This is a genomic window from Ruegeria sp. BB6 (genome assembly GCF_056539385.1).
In genome coordinates, this window is record NZ_JBQFUW010000003.1 from 258,681 (window position 1) to 274,185 (window position 15,505).

At 56.6% G+C, this 15,505-nt stretch carries 15 protein-coding genes; 9 read left to right on the forward strand and 6 right to left on the reverse strand.

Going from position 1 to position 15,505, the window contains the following annotated elements:
- Nucleotides 1-208: 208 nt before the first annotated feature.
- The 5 genes from ACR0B7_RS09895 to ACR0B7_RS09915 are packed head-to-tail and all read left to right on the forward strand — an operon-like array spanning nucleotide 209 to nucleotide 5,313.
- Complete coding sequence (locus ACR0B7_RS09895; protein ID WP_170483301.1) at nucleotides 209-1,663, forward strand: UbiA family prenyltransferase; 1,455 nt, start codon at nucleotides 209-211, stop codon at nucleotides 1,661-1,663.
- Nucleotides 1,660-2,082: a GtrA family protein gene (locus tag ACR0B7_RS09900; protein WP_170483299.1), complete on the forward strand. Its 423-nt coding sequence runs from the start codon at nucleotides 1,660-1,662 to the stop codon at nucleotides 2,080-2,082. The genes ACR0B7_RS09895 and ACR0B7_RS09900 overlap by 4 nt, the downstream gene beginning before the upstream one ends.
- Nucleotides 2,079-3,404 (forward strand): FAD-binding oxidoreductase, encoded by a 1,326-nt coding sequence (locus ACR0B7_RS09905; RefSeq protein WP_170483296.1) that lies wholly within the window; start codon nucleotides 2,079-2,081, stop codon nucleotides 3,402-3,404. The genes ACR0B7_RS09900 and ACR0B7_RS09905 overlap by 4 nt, the downstream gene beginning before the upstream one ends.
- Nucleotides 3,401-4,138 carry an SDR family oxidoreductase gene (locus ACR0B7_RS09910; RefSeq protein WP_170483294.1) on the forward strand — a complete coding sequence of 246 codons (738 nt, stop codon included), beginning with the start codon at nucleotides 3,401-3,403 and terminating at the stop codon, nucleotides 4,136-4,138. The genes ACR0B7_RS09905 and ACR0B7_RS09910 overlap by 4 nt, the downstream gene beginning before the upstream one ends.
- Nucleotides 4,138-5,313 carry a hypothetical protein gene (locus ACR0B7_RS09915; protein ID WP_170483293.1) on the forward strand — a complete coding sequence of 392 codons (1,176 nt, stop codon included), beginning with the start codon at nucleotides 4,138-4,140 and terminating at the stop codon, nucleotides 5,311-5,313. The genes ACR0B7_RS09910 and ACR0B7_RS09915 overlap by 1 nt, the downstream gene beginning before the upstream one ends.
- 473 nt (nucleotides 5,314-5,786) lie before the next feature.
- Here the strand turns inward: ACR0B7_RS09915 and ACR0B7_RS09920 are convergent, their stop codons facing one another.
- The 4 genes from ACR0B7_RS09920 to ACR0B7_RS09935 all read right to left on the reverse strand — a co-directional run bounded on the left by ACR0B7_RS09920 (nucleotide 5,787) and on the right by ACR0B7_RS09935 (nucleotide 8,914).
- Nucleotides 5,787-6,956, reverse strand: coding sequence for a hypothetical protein (locus tag ACR0B7_RS09920; RefSeq protein ID WP_170483291.1), 1,170 nt, complete (start codon nucleotides 6,954-6,956; stop codon nucleotides 5,787-5,789).
- Between the two features lie 80 nt (nucleotides 6,957-7,036).
- On the reverse strand, nucleotides 7,037-7,297 hold the full coding sequence (locus tag ACR0B7_RS09925; RefSeq protein ID WP_170483289.1) for a MerR family transcriptional regulator: 261 nt from the start codon (nucleotides 7,295-7,297) through the stop codon (nucleotides 7,037-7,039).
- 71 nt (nucleotides 7,298-7,368) lie between these two features.
- The gene (locus tag ACR0B7_RS09930) at nucleotides 7,369-7,770 is read right to left on the reverse strand and encodes a hypothetical protein (RefSeq protein WP_170483287.1); all 402 of its coding nucleotides are present in this window, start codon (nucleotides 7,768-7,770) and stop codon (nucleotides 7,369-7,371) included.
- Nucleotides 7,763-8,914, reverse strand: coding sequence for a tyrosine-type recombinase/integrase (locus ACR0B7_RS09935; protein WP_480681370.1), 1,152 nt, complete (start codon nucleotides 8,912-8,914; stop codon nucleotides 7,763-7,765). Before ACR0B7_RS09935 ends, ACR0B7_RS09930 begins: the two co-directional genes overlap by 8 nt.
- Before the next feature lie 311 nt (nucleotides 8,915-9,225).
- On the opposite strand from ACR0B7_RS09935, the gene ACR0B7_RS09940 reads away from it, so the two are divergent.
- Both ACR0B7_RS09940 and ACR0B7_RS09945 read left to right on the forward strand, forming a co-directional pair.
- The gene (locus ACR0B7_RS09940) at nucleotides 9,226-10,251 is read left to right on the forward strand and encodes a LacI family DNA-binding transcriptional regulator (RefSeq protein WP_170387201.1); all 1,026 of its coding nucleotides are present in this window, start codon (nucleotides 9,226-9,228) and stop codon (nucleotides 10,249-10,251) included.
- 4 nt (nucleotides 10,252-10,255) lie between these two features.
- Nucleotides 10,256-11,467 carry a DNA glycosylase AlkZ-like family protein gene (locus ACR0B7_RS09945; protein ID WP_170483283.1) on the forward strand — a complete coding sequence of 404 codons (1,212 nt, stop codon included), beginning with the start codon at nucleotides 10,256-10,258 and terminating at the stop codon, nucleotides 11,465-11,467.
- A gap of 3 nt (nucleotides 11,468-11,470) precedes the next feature.
- On the opposite strand, the gene ACR0B7_RS09950 is transcribed toward ACR0B7_RS09945, so the two are convergent.
- Together ACR0B7_RS09950 and hpaR are read right to left on the reverse strand one after the other, a co-directional pair.
- Entirely contained in the window at nucleotides 11,471-12,169 is a 699-nt protein-coding gene (locus ACR0B7_RS09950; protein ID WP_170576726.1) for a fumarylacetoacetate hydrolase family protein, read from the reverse strand.
- Nucleotides 12,170-12,657: 488 nt separating this feature from the next.
- Entirely contained in the window at nucleotides 12,658-13,104 is a 447-nt protein-coding gene (gene hpaR, locus ACR0B7_RS09955) for a homoprotocatechuate degradation operon regulator HpaR (RefSeq protein WP_170483278.1), read from the reverse strand.
- Between the two features lie 207 nt (nucleotides 13,105-13,311).
- Here hpaR and ACR0B7_RS09960 point away from each other — a divergent pair, with 207 nt between their 5' ends.
- Together ACR0B7_RS09960 and ACR0B7_RS09965 are read left to right on the forward strand one after the other, a co-directional pair.
- On the forward strand, nucleotides 13,312-14,724 hold the full coding sequence (locus ACR0B7_RS09960; RefSeq protein ID WP_170483276.1) for a pyridoxal-dependent decarboxylase: 1,413 nt from the start codon (nucleotides 13,312-13,314) through the stop codon (nucleotides 14,722-14,724).
- A 10-nt stretch (nucleotides 14,725-14,734) separates the two neighbouring features.
- A complete protein-coding gene (locus ACR0B7_RS09965) occupies nucleotides 14,735-15,505 on the forward strand; it encodes an HpcH/HpaI aldolase family protein (protein WP_170483273.1) in 771 nt (256 codons plus the stop codon).

Below are 15,505 nucleotides of genomic sequence, written 5' to 3' on the forward strand. Positions count from 1 at the left end.
CCTGCATGGGCTCCTAAGCATAGGCCCCGGGCGGAGAGATGAGATACAGGGGGTGGCGTTGGTGCCCGTCAAACTCGTAACGTCCAATGCAAAGGTCGTAGAGTTTGAGAAGTGATTTGAAGGCTCCTCATCTAAGCCGACATGCTGTTCTAAGATTGCACGAACACGTATTGCGTTGTAGAAGAGTTCAAAGTCTTCGAGGCGCCACATGACCGCTGTATCTCTTGAAAATATTGATGATTTCACTCCGGGCTTGTTGGTGGTCGACCTTGATGGAACGCTCTTGCGCAGCGATATGCTTCACGAGAGTTTCTGGTCCGCCTTCGGGCGTGACTGGCGGAGTCCTTTCCTTTCGATGGCTGCTCTGACCAATGGCCGGGCATCGCTTAAGCGCCATCTGGCAGTGGCTTCTACCGTCGAGGCCGCAACTCTCCCCTACGATCTTAAAGTGATTACCTTCGTGCATGAGTGGCGCGCGTCTGGCGGCAAAACAGCGCTTGTGACTGCCAGTGATCGTGATTTCGCCGAAGCAATCGCTGGGCACCTCGGGATCTTCGACGAAGTCCACGGATCGGATGGCAAGCTGAACTTGAAGGGCGACCGAAAAGGGCAATTTTTGGAGGAGAGATTCGGGTCAAAGGGTTTTACCTATATGGGCGATGCGATGGCTGATCTGCCGGTCTGGAAGCGGGCAGCTAAGGCGATCACCGTGAACGCCTCGGCGACCCTGCGCCGCGAAGCTGAACTAGTCTGTGACAGCGTCGAGCATCTCGTAACTGATAGAAAGTCAGTCAAACCCTACATCAAGGCGTTGAGACCGCATCAATGGTTGAAAAATTTGCTCGTTTTCCTGCCCATGCTGGCGGCGCATCACTTTAACAGTCAGACTTTTCTCCTGTCATTGCTCGCCTTCGTCTGCTTCAGCGTGGTGGCTTCGAGCGTCTATGTGCTTAATGATCTTCTCGATCTCGCTGCCGACCGCGTGCACCCGCGCAAAAAACTGCGACCCTTTGCTTCCGGCAGCGTTCCGATTGTTCACGGCACATGGATGGCAGGAGGGCTACTGATCCTGGGCGGCCTGCTGGCGATCTGCATCAGCCCTTCATTCCTGCTAGTCATGATGGCCTATTACATTCTGACAACCGCCTACTCCCTAAATCTCAAACGCCGGATCGTCATCGACATCTGTGTGCTGGCTGGGCTCTACACGGCCCGGATCATCGCAGGCGGTGTCGCCACTGAAATTTCGTTATCAGTCTGGCTGCTCGCGTTCTCGGTGTTCTTCTTCCTGTCTTTGGCTGCTGTTAAGCGTCAAGCAGAGCTGATCGACAGTGCTGATCGCGGCAGCCTCAAGGCCAGCGGACGCGGTTACCATGTGGATGACCTGCCAATCATCTCAATGATCGCGATCGGGGCGGGCTATGTGTCTGTACTCGTGATGACGCTCTACGTCAATTCGCCAGCGGTGATCGAACTCTATGCACATCCCGAAGCCCTTTGGGGCGTCTGTGCGGTGCTGCTTTACTGGATAACCCGAACTGTCATGGTTACCCATCGCGGCTATATCCACGACGATCCAGTTGTTTATGCAGCGACAGACCGGATCAGCCAGATGTGCTTTCTAATTATCCTTGGCTTTGTCCTTGGGGGTGTGCTGGCATGACCTTGCAGGCGCTTATCACCCGCTATGCCGCCTTTGCCATGATGGCGACCCTCGCCAACCTCGCCACCCAGCGGTTTGTCCTGCAGTTCGGGGAAACAGGCATCTATTTCACGGGAGCTGTCGGTGCAGGGACCATCGTCGGGTTGGTGATTAAATACGTGCTCGACAAGCACTGGATCTTCTACGACGTCGAAACCGGCGTAGTAAACCACAGCCGGAAGTTCTTGCTCTACACGGCTATGGGGCTGGTCACGACGACGATCTTCTGGGGCACGGAAACAGCGTTCTGGTTGATCTGGAAAACCAACCCGATGCGTGAGCTTGGAGCGATGCTAGGGCTCTCGGTCGGCTATGTTGCGAAGTACAATCTTGATCGACGGTTTGTATTCACAGACAAACAACTGGCGACGTCGGCATGAAGTTGTCGGGATGGGGGCGATATCCGGTGCTGGAGGCGCGGACGCATCAGCCGCGCAGCATGGACGCACTGCAGGCTCTGGTCCTCGCCGAGCCTAACCTTATTGCCCGCGGCAATGGTCGTGCCTATGGCGACAGTGCTATAAATACCTCCGCCACATTTGAGACGCGGCACCTCAATAAGATGATAGCCTTCGACCCCGCTTCTGGTGAGCTAGTTGCCGAATCTGGTGTCCTTTTGGGCGATATCATAGCTGCCTTTCTGCCCCGGGGCTGGTTCCCAATGGTTACACCGGGGACCAAGTTTGTCACGCTGGGCGGCGCGATCGCAGCGGATGTCCACGGCAAGAACCACCATCGGGACGGAAGCTTCCGCAGCTGCGTCGACTGGATCGATATCATGGGGCCCGATGGACAAACACGGCGCTGCTCCGCCAATGACGATGCTGAGCTGTTCGCCTATACGTTGGGCGGCATGGGCCTGACTGGCATCATCCTGCGCGCGGCAATTCGTCTGCGGCCGGTTGAGACCGCCTGGATCCGCCAGACTACTGTTGCGACCCCGAACCTTAAGGCCGCCATGGCTGCATTCGAGGCCTCGCATGATGCGACCTATTCAGTGGCCTGGATTGATTGCCTCGGAACTAACGGTAATCTCGGCCGCTCCCTTTTGATGCTCGGGGAGCATGCGGCCCTTGCTGATCTGTCACCAAGGCAGTTGCAAGCGCCTTTCCAAATCAAATCCAAGCGCAAGCTCAGCGTCCCGATGGACTTCCCCGCGTTTACACTTAACAGCCTAACGGTACGGGCCTTCAATGCCCTCTACTACTGGGCCGGAGCACGAAATACCGGCACGAAAATGGTGGACTGGGACAGCTACTTCTATCCGCTTGATGCGATCCTAGGGTGGAACCGGATCTATGGCCGGAAGGGGTTTGCGCAATTCCAGTGCGCATTGCCTTTGGAGCAATCGGAAGCCGGACTCACGGCGCTGCTCTCCGAGATTGCGAAGGCCGGATCCGGGTCCTTCTTGGCCGTGCTCAAGCGCTTTGGCAAACAGGAAAGCGCTTTCTCCTTCCCGATGGAAGGCTACACGCTGGCGCTCGATTTTCCCGTCAACTCCAAGACCCTCGCGCTGCTCGAACGCCTCGACCAAGTCACGATCGCACATGGTGGCCGCTTCTACCTAGCGAAGGACAGCCGGATGACCAGTGCGACGCTGCGCGCGTCAGATCCTCGCGCCGCAGACTTTCAAGCCAAGCGCGACAGCGAAGGGTTCACCAGCCGGTTCCGGTCGGCACAATCAGAAAGGCTGGCCCTGTGACAAAACCCCCGGTTCTTATTCTCGGCGCCCGATCAGATATCGGCAAAGCCGTCGCACACAAGTTTGCTTCACTCGGACACTTCGTTCAGTTGGCTGCGCGCGATGTCTCCAGCCTTGAAGCCGACAAAATTGACATGGAGTTGCGCTACGGAGTATCGGTAAGCACGCATGAATTCGATGCGCTGGCCACGGAGACGCACGAGGCCTTCATCGCAGATTTGCCAGCGCTGCCTCAGATCGCGGTCAGTGCTGTCGGTCTAATGGGACAGCAAACAGAGAATGAACGCTGCGTTACGGCCGCAGCCCGCGTCATGCGAAGCAACTACGAAGGTCCAGCCAGTATTCTGGCAATCCTGGCAAATCGATTTGAGGACCGCGGCAATGGCACGATTGTCGGCATCAGTTCGGTCGCCGGGGACCGCGGTAGGGCTACGAACTACGTCTATGGTTCCGCGAAGGCAGGCTTCACAGCTTACCTCTCAGGCCTGCGCAACCGTCTTGCCAAACGCGGTGTCCACGTTGTGACAGTCCTACCTGGGTTTGTTGCGACGCAGATGACCGCGGGTATGGACCTGCCAGCCAAGCTGACCGCTGAACCGAACGAAGTCGCGGATGCCATAGCGCGTGCTGTCGAACGCAAGAAGGACGTGATCTACGTCCGTCCGATTTGGCGCCTGATCATGTTCATTATCCGGAACATTCCGGAGCGGGTTTTCAAGCATATGGAGATATGATGCGCGAACAATCCATGGCATCCAATACATCAGGTCGTCCGTCAAGGTTTAGAACTCTAGCTGACGTATTTCTATCTCTCAGCTTTACATATATTTCGCTCAGGGTTGTTTATGACTGTCTAATAGGCGGGAACGAATGGAAGCAGGGTGACTGGCTCATTAATAATGCGGCAGGCCTCATAAGGCGAGGTCCATTTGGATCAGGCATCATCTCAATTTCAGACGTACTTGGTATAAATCTACTCCTGCTTGTTTCGGTCATCCAGATAGCACTCCTTGCCGTACTCTTTATTGCTTATCGACTGCTTATCACGGAAATTCGCAACCCAAAGATATCTTTGCTTTTTTTTGCTTCTCCAGCAATTTTTACAGTATTTTGGGTCGCTGACCCTCAGGGTTCTGTTCGAAAAGAGCTTATCGTTTTTGCGGGCGTTTCCATATATGCCCTCGGCGCATTGCGATCGAATTACGTACTTCTTTGGTTAGGGGTTGTTTTATACTGCGTTAGTACATTGTCGCACGAAGCGATGACTCTGTTCGCACCAACTTTACTTGCGATAGTTTACTTATGCGAATTGCATAAAGATTCAGTGACACAATTTGCGATCACAATCGCAACCATATTGTGTTTTTCGATATTTGCATTTTTCTTTGCCATTAGCAATCCGGGAACAGAAGACATCAATAAGATTTGCTCTGCGCTTACCGATAGAGGTCTCGATGACTCAATTTGCAGCGGAGCAATTTCGTGGCTGAGCTACGACAGCGCGTTTGCTTTCGAACGGGTCATTTCAAGTCTTGACGCGCAAAGTCTTGGGGGCTTCTTGATTTCATATGTTGCAGCTCTTGCGCCATTTTCTTATCTTATTTGGCTCAGCGACCGCAGGGTGACGAGTGGCATATTGCTGGTTCTATTAGCTCTACCTTTTGTCCCACTATACTTTTTCGCAGTTGATTGGGGCCGCTGGATGAGCTTTCATGTGTTTTCTATTAACATTGTCCTTGCCTGTGCAATTATCAAGAACCGCGTTGAAATACAGAGAGCTGCCAATGACTTTTGTGTATTGGGTTTAATGACCCTTGCAATTCTAATTTCACCATCGCACACGATTGGAATTATTTGGGGCGGTGCTGCACGACGGGCAGCATCAGAATTCTGGCGGTTGCTCAGTTGAGCATCTAGCGCCCGGGAAGTTAACATGACGAGCCACGGGTTTCCCAAAACAACCCCAATAGTTTGAGGGTACCATTCGGGCAATCCCGCCAATCATGGGGACCTTGCTCCCTCGCTTTCCCGGCCTCGCGCACGCTCACGGCTTCAACGCTGCGGGTGGCTGGCCGCGTTGGCGGCCTTGACCACGAAACGAATGTCCGCCGGACCGAATCTCAAACTATGCTCCACGCAGTGGGTTTCGGGCGGTATTTGGGGAGAGTTGCTCGGGTTCATGTTCCGAGCGAAACGGGTTCTTCATTCGCGCGCCCTCTTACCAGACTTGGCACAGCAACCTATGAGGACCGGCCAACACTATGTGGCAATAGGATACGCTTGGTCATGGGTGGCACAAAGGGAAATTTTACGCCAACCCATTGTTTTAATTTAAGTAAACCCCCATCAAAGGGGAGCAGAAATATTATTTCTACCCGACAATCACCATCGACTCAGTGTCTTTTGGCATGGGGAAGCGAAGTCACCGGAAGGACGAATGTTGTTGCCGTTCACCACAATCACCGTTCGTGGCTGTACGTATTTCACCGAACTCGCACCCAACACTCGGTCGGAGTATTCGGCACTGGTCAACGCAGCATTCAATGCGTCGCTATCAATGTCTTGTCCGCGATGGGTGTTGTCGAATACCAGCAACGGAATGTCCGCGGAGATGTACGGCAGCATAGACTTCCGCATCTCCTCTTGGTCCGTAGACCATCGGGCCGCAGTCGCGTATTTGCCCAATACGCCAGCACTCACCATGTTACCGAAGGTCGTCTTCCCTGCCCCCCTCTGGGCCGCACTCACAACGTAGGCAGGACGCTCACCGGGCAACACCATGCGCTGTATCATGCTCAGCATCATAGACACCCCGACGATGAACCCGGTCCAATCGGTTTCTACATCGCACAGCCACACGTCCCGCAACCACATCAGCGCATCCAATGCCTCGTCGTTAGATGGTGTGTGTTGGGGCATAGAGCGCAGCACGTCAGGTTCCAGGCGGTAGATCAGCCCGGTTTCCCGGTCCAATCCTTCGCCGTGCATCACCGTGCCATCAGGCAAAAGGAATGGCAGGGTACAGACCCCCTTGGCGACCGGAAGCATAGACTTCTCAGGGTGTAGCTTTCGAAGTCGGTTAGCATGAGGATGGGGCAACCGCACATCCAGAATGTCGCCTCGGCGGGTGATCTTGTAGAATTCAACATGCTGCTCCACCAACGACAGCACGTCGTTCATCTCCAGCGGAACCAATGTCGGAGCGGGAGGAGCGGGTTTCTCTTCCCCTTCACCATCACCAGTCCCGAGTTGGTGTAGACCAGCCGGAACCCGGTTCTGTACCTCTACCAACTTGCCCTCTACATCCCGCATGGGTGGTTCTGGGCTGTCGTCTTCAGAAAGAACACTCTCAACCAGATTCAGCGTCGGGCCGAATGGTGCGTCGGCCTCTGGCACAACGAACCGGGGCAACCCGGTGGCTCGTTCTTCGGCTCGGCGTTCAGCTTCCGCTCGTCGTTGCCGACTGCGCTCGTTGTTCACTGCCTGCGTCAGTACACGCGAACCGATGCTTGTTTGCGCAATGGCGTATTCTTCGGTTGTCCTTTCAGACATCAAAGAGTGCCTCGGCCGATCCTGCCAAAGACGGGTCGGGGCACTTTCTATGCGGCGTCTGATTCAACTTCGGCTGCTTGTTACAATTCATCCAGCCATTCACGCGCATCCTTCACGTGAACATAGACGCGGCGACCCAGCTTGAAGGTCTTTGGGCCTTTGCCCTCTTTCCGCAACTGCTGCATGGTCGAGATCGGAAGTCCGATCTGTAATGCGAAGTCGTCAATGGGCACCGCACCATAGTTCTGCGACACGAATGATTTGATGACTTCACCGTTCACACGGATGATGTCCTGTAGAACCTCCTCAACGGTCCACATACGTTCTTTTTCTCTAGGCATTCCAAGCTCCTGCGTGGGTCATACCCCTGCATAGCTCGTGCCGTTCAGTACCTAGTATACCAGAAGTACCGCTAAATTTTCCCCCTCATCAGAAGGAGTTGGCGGATGTAAGACGCCTTGTATTCCTTGCCAAGCTCGGCACTAACCATGGGTGTAATCTTCTCGGCGGCTTGGGCCTTGCTCATGGGCTTGGTTATACGGGCAGCGTTCAGCCGATCTTCTATCTGCCAACACAGCTTGGCGATCTGCTCCTTGCTCATGGTAGAAGCGTTACGAATGGCCGCGCCACGCGCACCATGCTGTCGGCGTTGTTCAGCCAGAAACTGTTCACGCCACTCCGCTTGTACAGCCTCACCAATGCGCAACTGCGTCGCTCGGCTCAGGCTCTTAAACTCCTCCCATGGCAACGCCTCGGCTGCTGCGAACCAGAACGCATCGCTCAAGACCATGTCTTCAAAGTCCTTGTCAGTCACTGAACCACACCTCCAAGTCCTGCTTCACGAAGTTGGCGTATGTCGCCTCAATCATCTCGAGCGACGTTCCGCAGTTCTGGGCGATGGCCATGACCGGGACCGACCGAGATAGATGCCGGGTGATGTAGGAATGCCTAGCACAATAGAAGGTCGTGCCTTCCGGCAGATCAGCCTTCGCAATGCTCCGGTCTATCGGCCCACGCGAATGGTCATGGTGCCAGCGGTCTCCGTTCTCGTCTACCAGCAGCGCCCGGTCGGGATCGTTCACCCCCTTCACCAGCGACCGAAAGAACGCATCGGCCTTTGGCGACAGTACAATGGTCCGGCGTCCGGTCTTGCCGTCAACAGTCAGTCGGCGGGAGGCAAGGTCTTTTACGTTCGCGGCCACCAATTCACCGTACCGAGCGCCCGTGTAGAATGCCGCCAGCCACAGGTTACGCACCTCACCCGATTCACAAGCGTCGTAGAGCCTCTGTTCTTCGGCCAATGTCAGAACCACGACACGCTTGCCGAAGGCGTCAGCCTTGGCGAAGTTCTTCACCTTGCCCCAAGGCCGGGCAGCGTCTGGCAGGTTTCTGTCAGCCGCGAAGTTCAGCGCCGCGCGGAGCGTGTTCATGTCCCGGTTGGCGGTAGCTCTCCGAGCGCGCAGACGGTCCTCCGCATGGCCTTCAAGGAAGGAGTCACGGTAGCGTTCAATGTCGCTTACAGTCAGGTCCAGGACCAACATGTCGCCGAACCATCTTTTGGTCCGCAGGACATAATTCATGGTGCTGTGTTCCGCTCTGGGCTTCATGCCCCGCGCCAGCTTGTCGGCAAACCAGTCGTCCAGCGCACGAGCGACCGTGATGGCCGTAGGAGCCGGAGCGAAGATGTTGCGCGCAGCTTCGCAGGCTTGGTCGAAATTCAGCACGTCGTTGCCGTTCGCAGGCTCAAGATCGTCAGCCACACCGGGGATGCGCTTCTGCTTAGACACCCCGTCGGCGTCCAGCATTCTCACCGTCCATAGACCGGGCAGTTTGGCTCCTTTTCTGTAGCCAACATGTAGCTTGTCGGTCAGCCGCCGGAAGTGGGCATTCGGCGACGGATTCAGCTTCGCGCGGGATGCGCGAGTGGTGATGGGCTTGTCCTGTACTGTACGTGCCATGGCTAGTCCTAAGTCATCCATGCCCTCTCGGGGCTTAAGAATGGCTTAGTATAATAACCGGGCTTAGTAAAGGGTGGTCCGGGCTTAACCGGGCCTAACACACTGTTTATTAGTCTTTCTTGTAAAACAGCGCCTTGTTTTGTTGGTGTTGTAACCCCTTAGGAGGGGGCTGCTCTATCCATTTGAGCCACGGGGCCGCGCAAGGCTCTCTCTACCTGTGTTTTTTCTGGTTGTCATGACCTTTGCGCAACAGTTGTAAAATGCGTTCTGTTCACGCTACCATTCCTCAAAACAACAACGCAGGTGCCCCAGTGACGACAGATACAAAACGCCCGCTTACCCTTCGCGATGTCTCTGAGGCGTCCGGCGTATCCGAGATGACGGTTAGCCGAGTTCTGCGGAACCGCGGGGATGTGTCCGACGCCACCCGGACCCGTGTTCTGGCCGCCGCGAAAGAGCTGGGTTACGTCCCGAACAAAATCGCAGGCGCGCTGGCGTCAAGCCGGGTCAATCTGGTGGCGGTCATTATCCCGTCGCTGTCCAACATGGTCTTTCCCGAAGTTATGACCGGCATCAATCAGGTCTTGGAAGATACCGAGTTGCAACCCGTGGTCGGCGTCACCGATTACCTGCCGGAAAAAGAAGAAAAAGTTCTGTACGAGATGCTCTCGTGGCGGCCCTCGGGCGTGATCATCGCTGGGCTGGAACACACGGACGCGGCCCGCGCCATGCTGGATTCGGCCGGGATACCGGTGGTCGAGATCATGGACACCGACGGCAAACCAGTGGATGCGATGGTCGGGATCTCGCACCGTCGGGCCGGGCGTGAGATGGCTCAGGCGATCCTCAAGGCCGGCTATGAACATATCGGGTTCATGGGCACGAAGATGCCGCTGGACCACCGTGCTCGTAAACGGTTTGAGGGCTTTACCGAGGTGCTGGGCAAGAACGGCGTCGAAATCGAAGATCGCGAGTTCTACTCTGGTGGTTCTGCGCTGGCCAAGGGGCGCGAGATGACGCAGGCCATGCTGGAACGCTCACCCGAACTGGATTTTCTGTATTATTCCAACGATATGATTGGCGCGGGTGGCCTGCTTTACCTGCTGGATCAGGGCATCGACGTGCCCGGCCAGATCGGTCTGGCGGGGTTCAATAATGTCGAGCTTTTGCAAGGTTTGCCGCGCAAGCTGGCCACGATGGATGCGTGCCGGCTGGAGATCGGGCGCAAAGCGGCCGAGATCATCGCCGCGCAGCTTGCCGACCCGAATGCCGAGGTCGACACCCGCGTGACCCTGACCCCCAAGATCAGCTATGGCGACACGTTGAAACGACGCTGACCTGATGGCGCTTCGTCAACTGGACAACCGAACTGCGCGGGCCGTGTTCATGGATCGGCACGCGCTTCTTGAACCGCCGACAGGCCGCGCCAAAGGTGCAGACCTTCTGGACCTGATCCAGAGGTTGGGCTTTGTGCAACTGGACAGCATCAACACCGTGGCCCGCGCCCACGACATGATCCTGTTTTCCCGCAGACCCAGCTATCGCTCGAAGAATCTGAAGCATCTGTACGAACGCGACCGGGCATTGTTTGAACACTGGACTCATGACGCTGCCGTTATCCCAATGGAGTATTACCGGCATTGGCATCTCAGGTTTCAACGAGACGCGGATTTGTTGAAATCCCGGTGGAAGAATTGGCGCCGTGATGGGTTCGAGCAGCGATTTGAAGCCGTCTTGCAGCATATCCGCGACCACGGGCCAGTGTCCTCGTCAGACGTCGGCAAGGACGAAAAGAAAGGATCGGGCGGCTGGTGGGACTGGCACCCATCCAAAACGGCGCTGGAGTTCCTCTGGCGGTCCGGGGCATTGACCGTGATTGGACGGCAGGGATTTCAGAAACGCTATGACCTGACAGAACGTGTGATCGACGACCACCTTTGCCCCGGGGCGCTGCAGATCGACCCGGAGGAAACCGTTGACTGGCTGTGCAATGCGGCAATGGACCGGCTGGGGTTTGCAACCTCGGGCGAGCTGGCCGCGTTTTGGGATACGGTAAGCACCACCGAAGCACGGGAATGGTGCAAACGGGCTCTAACAAAAGGGGAACTGGAAGAAATCGAAGTCACCTGTGCCGATGGCCGGACGCGCAAGATGCTGTCTCGGCCCGGCGCGGAAGACGTAGGCCAGTTGAGCAAACCGCCGGGCCGCATCCGAGTGCTTAGTCCGTTTGACCCCATGCTTCGCGATCGCAACCGGGCCGAAAAGCTGTTTGGGTTTCACTACAGGATCGAGGTGTTCGTACCCGCCCCAAAACGAACCTATGGCTACTACGTGTTTCCGCTGTTGGAAGGCGACAGAATGATCGGTCGCATCGACATGAAGGCCCACCGGGACGACGATGCACTGCGGGTCAGTGCAGTGTGGCCGGAACGCTCGGTTCGCTGGTCTGCGGCGCGGACAGGACGGTTGGAATCAGAACTCGATCGGGTACGCAGGTTCGCCGACCTTGAACGCGTTGAGTTTGCGGACAACTGGCTAAAAGACCCTGTTTAGGGTCTATTCCGCCGCAGAAAGGGTCAAGCTTATCGGTTGCAAACCGTCAATCACGCCCTCCAGCCTGTCACCGTGTTGAACCGGCCCAACGCCCGCCGGGGTACCCGTCATAATCAGATCGCCGGGGCGCAGATGGTAATAGCCTGAAAGATGACTGACGATTTCGTCGATCTTCCAGATCAATTCGTGCAGCGTTGCGTCCTGACGCACATCGCCATTCACGCTTAGAAAGATACGCTTGTCGTCATCCGGCGACCAGTCCGTAGCCCGTGTCAGGGGGCCGAAGACTGCACCGTTCTCAAGGTCTTTGCCCAGATCCCAGGGGCGCTGTTTGTTTCTCTCTCGTATCTGCAGGTCTCGGCGGGTCATGTCCAATGCGCACCCGTAGGCATACACGGCATCTGCGGCCTCAGCTTGGGACGCACGAAAAACGGGTTTGCCGATTGCCACGGCCAGCTCCATCTCGTGATGAAAGTTATCTGTTCCCGGTGGAAAGGGCACTGTGGCCCCGGACAAAACCGCATTGGCGGCGGATTTCGTGAAATAGAACGGTGCTTCGCGATCAACCTCATGGCCCATCTCGGCCGCATGCGCCGCGTAGTTGCGCCCGACGCAGAAAATGCGCCCCACCGGATAAGGGGTCGAGAGGCCCTCAATCGGGATTGCGATCGGCTTGGGCAACAAGAACAAACTATCTGGCATCATCGACCCTTTTTCGGTTGAGAGACCTGCATCTTAGGCGACAAACCCGCCAGAGCAAGGCATGTCAGCGACCAATCCCCCCTTCCCGCGCAGAGGCTGCATTCGGCAGCGCGGTTTATGTCACGCCGGCCCCTTGGAATCCTGTCACATCGGGCTAGATGCGGCATGTAACGCGGTTATAATATCAAAAAAACATGAATTCCGCCTGTGGCAGCCGACTGTCCACAGGCAAGGACGACCGTGACCCGAACAGGCCGCGTCACGCGACCTGACCCGGGCGCATAAGTTTCGGAGAACCATGGCCAGCGTTCCTTCCCCTTAGGGGTTCTGTGCCGAGCGTCATCCATATTTTCAGGTTGGCCGGATCTTCGGAGCGTGAGCCGTTCGCAGGGGAATACCCGGCGCTTCGGCCACGGGCCAGACACGCAGTCCAGTCTTCGTCTGGCCAACCCCGCCAGAGGGTGCCCCCCTATGCCTCTGGCGGGGTCTTAATCCGTATCCTCAGTTTTAAAGTCGTGCAGATCATTGAGAAGATCCAGCAATGCCTCGTGCCGCTCTGGTCCCAATTGGGCTTTGATTTCCTCTGCAAGCTGCAGCGTCACATCGATGTTGTCCTTAATGATCGTTGCGCCCCGGTCCGTGATTTCCACAATCTGGCGGCGTTTGTCACCCGGATGGGTATGGCGGCGGATCAACCCCTTGGTTTCCAGCTTTTGAAGGATTCGCGTAAGGCTTGGCAACAGCAGGCATGCACGTTCCGCAATATGTGTCGGCTCTTGCGAGCCTTCCTCTTTGAGCACGCGCAGAACCCGCCATTGTTGCTCGGTGACACCTGCGTCTGACAGCATTTTGCGAACGGGGCCCATCACGCGCTCCCGCGCACGCAGCAAAGCAATAGGTAAAGAGCGGGATGTCAGGGGCAAATCGCTGGTCATGAGGAATCTTGGACGAATTCACATCAGACTGCAACCGGCCCCTGAATCGGGGAATTCACCGTATTAGAGCCTATTTCGTCAGTCATGCGCCGTCGCGCGGATTGAAGACACTCTGAATACGATTGACCTTTGGCATCGAATGACCATCACTTGGACTGCAGCTATCACAGCCAGGTTCTAGGTAAGGCTGAACGGGTGGAGATTGGTATGAAATGGGATGAGTTTTCGGACTGGGGTAAGAAAGTCTCGGAGTGGACTCAGGATTATCACCTGACCGTTGGCGACAAACCTGTCCGGGCCCAAACCCAACCGGGCGACATTCTGAACGCACTGCCAGAACGCCCGCCAGAACACGCGCAGGCGATGGAGGACATCTTTTCGGACTTTGAGCAAGTCGTGATGCCCGGAATCACGCATTGGCAGCATCCTCGGTTCTTTGCCTATTTCAACTCGAATGCATCTGCGCCGTCTGTCCTGGCCGAGTTTTTGGCCAGCGCGATCGCGCCTCAATGCATGCTGTGGCAGACCTCGCCTGCCGCGACCGAGATGGAAACACGCATGATGGATTGGCTACGGCACGCTTTGGACCTGCCAGATGGGTTCGCCGGGGTTATTCAGGATTCGGCCTCCTCGGCAACGTTGGCGGCCGTTCTGACGCTGCGGGAGAAAACGTTGAAATGGCAGGGCAACCAGCAGGGGCTGTTCGGGCAAAAGCCCCTACGGGTATATTGTTCCGCCGAAGTTCACACGTCGGTGGATCGCGCCATCTGGGTTGCCGGGATCGGACAGGACAATCTGGTCCGCATCCCAATCAAGGGCGACTGGCGCGGCATGGACCCGGCGGCATTGGAAGCGGCGATTTTGTCCGACTTAGACTCTGGTTTGCATCCAGCCGGAGTTATTCTGTGCGTCGGCGGAACAAGCACAGGCGCGGCTGATCCGATCGACGAATGTCTAAAGATCGCCCGGAAATACGGTCTCTATTCCCACGTAGACGCGGCCTGGGCGGGATCGGCCATGATCTGCCCTGAATTTCGCCACTACTGGCCCGGAATCGAGCAGGCCGACAGCATCGTGTTCAACCCACACAAGTGGCTTGGGGCTCAGTTCGACTGCTGCGCGCATTTCCTGAAAAACCCCGATGATCTAGTTCAGACGCTAGCAATCAGCCCGGAATTCCTCAAGACCCATGGTAAGGACGGGATAATCAACTACTCGGAATGGTCCGTCCCTTTGGGCCGTAGGTTCCGGGCGCTCAAGTTATGGTTCGTGATGCGGGCCTATGGGCTGGAGGGGTTGCGAAAGCGGCTGCGAAACCATGTGCAATGGTCCGTTGATCTCCATCACCGATTGGCGGCCGAACCGGATTTTGAAATTGTCACACAGCCGATGTGGTCGCTCTGGACGTTTCGATATGCCCCTGATGCGCAGGCCGACCTGGACGAGCTGAACCTGCGGCTGGTCAACGCCATCAACGATGATGGCCGCATCTACCTGACCCAAACCCGCGTCGATGGTACGCTCGCGATCCGCTTTCAGGCCGGTCAGTTTGAAACCACCGAGGAGGATGTCCGCATGGCATTTGACGTTATAACTGAAATCGCCCGCTCTCTGACTTGAAGGTTTCGACATGCCCACGCCCACAAATACCTTTAAACAGGCTCTGAAAAACGGCGATCGCCTGATCGGTTGCTGGAGCAGCTTTGCCGAGGCTGTCACCGCCGAGATCATGGGCACGGCCGGATTCGACTGGCTGGTGATTGATGGAGAGCATGCGCCAAACGACATCCGATCCATTCGCGATCAGCTAATGGCGTTGTCGTCCAGTCCCTGCCATCCTGTTGTCCGGGTGCCCGTAGGTGACACCGCTTTGATCAAGATGGTGTTGGACGCCGGGGCGCCAACGATACTGATTCCGATGGTTGAAAGCGCACAACAGGCGCGGGAATTGGTGCGCGCGTGCCGCTACCCGCCTCAAGGTGTGCGGGGCGTCGGGGCCATGGCGTCGCGTGCGACGATGTACGGAACGGCTACCGACTATATTCAAACCGCAGACGCCCAGATATGCCTGCTGGTTCAGGTGGAAAATCGCGCGGGGATAATGGCTCTGGACGAAATTCTGCAGGTCGAGGGCATCGACGGCGTGTTTATCGGGCCTGCGGATCTGTCCACCGACATGGGTTTTCAGGGCGACAGTACCGCACCCGAAGTCCGCGCCGTGATCGCCGATGCCATGACGCGGATCAGGGCTGCGGGCAAGGCTCCGGGCATTCTGGGAACAACGGATGAGGCCAATCAAGCCTATCTGGATATGGGTGCGCAGTTTCTGGCGGTTGGCATTGATGTCATGTTGCTGGCTCAGGCCGCGCGTGCACTGGCTGCGCAGTGGAAAGGGAAATAA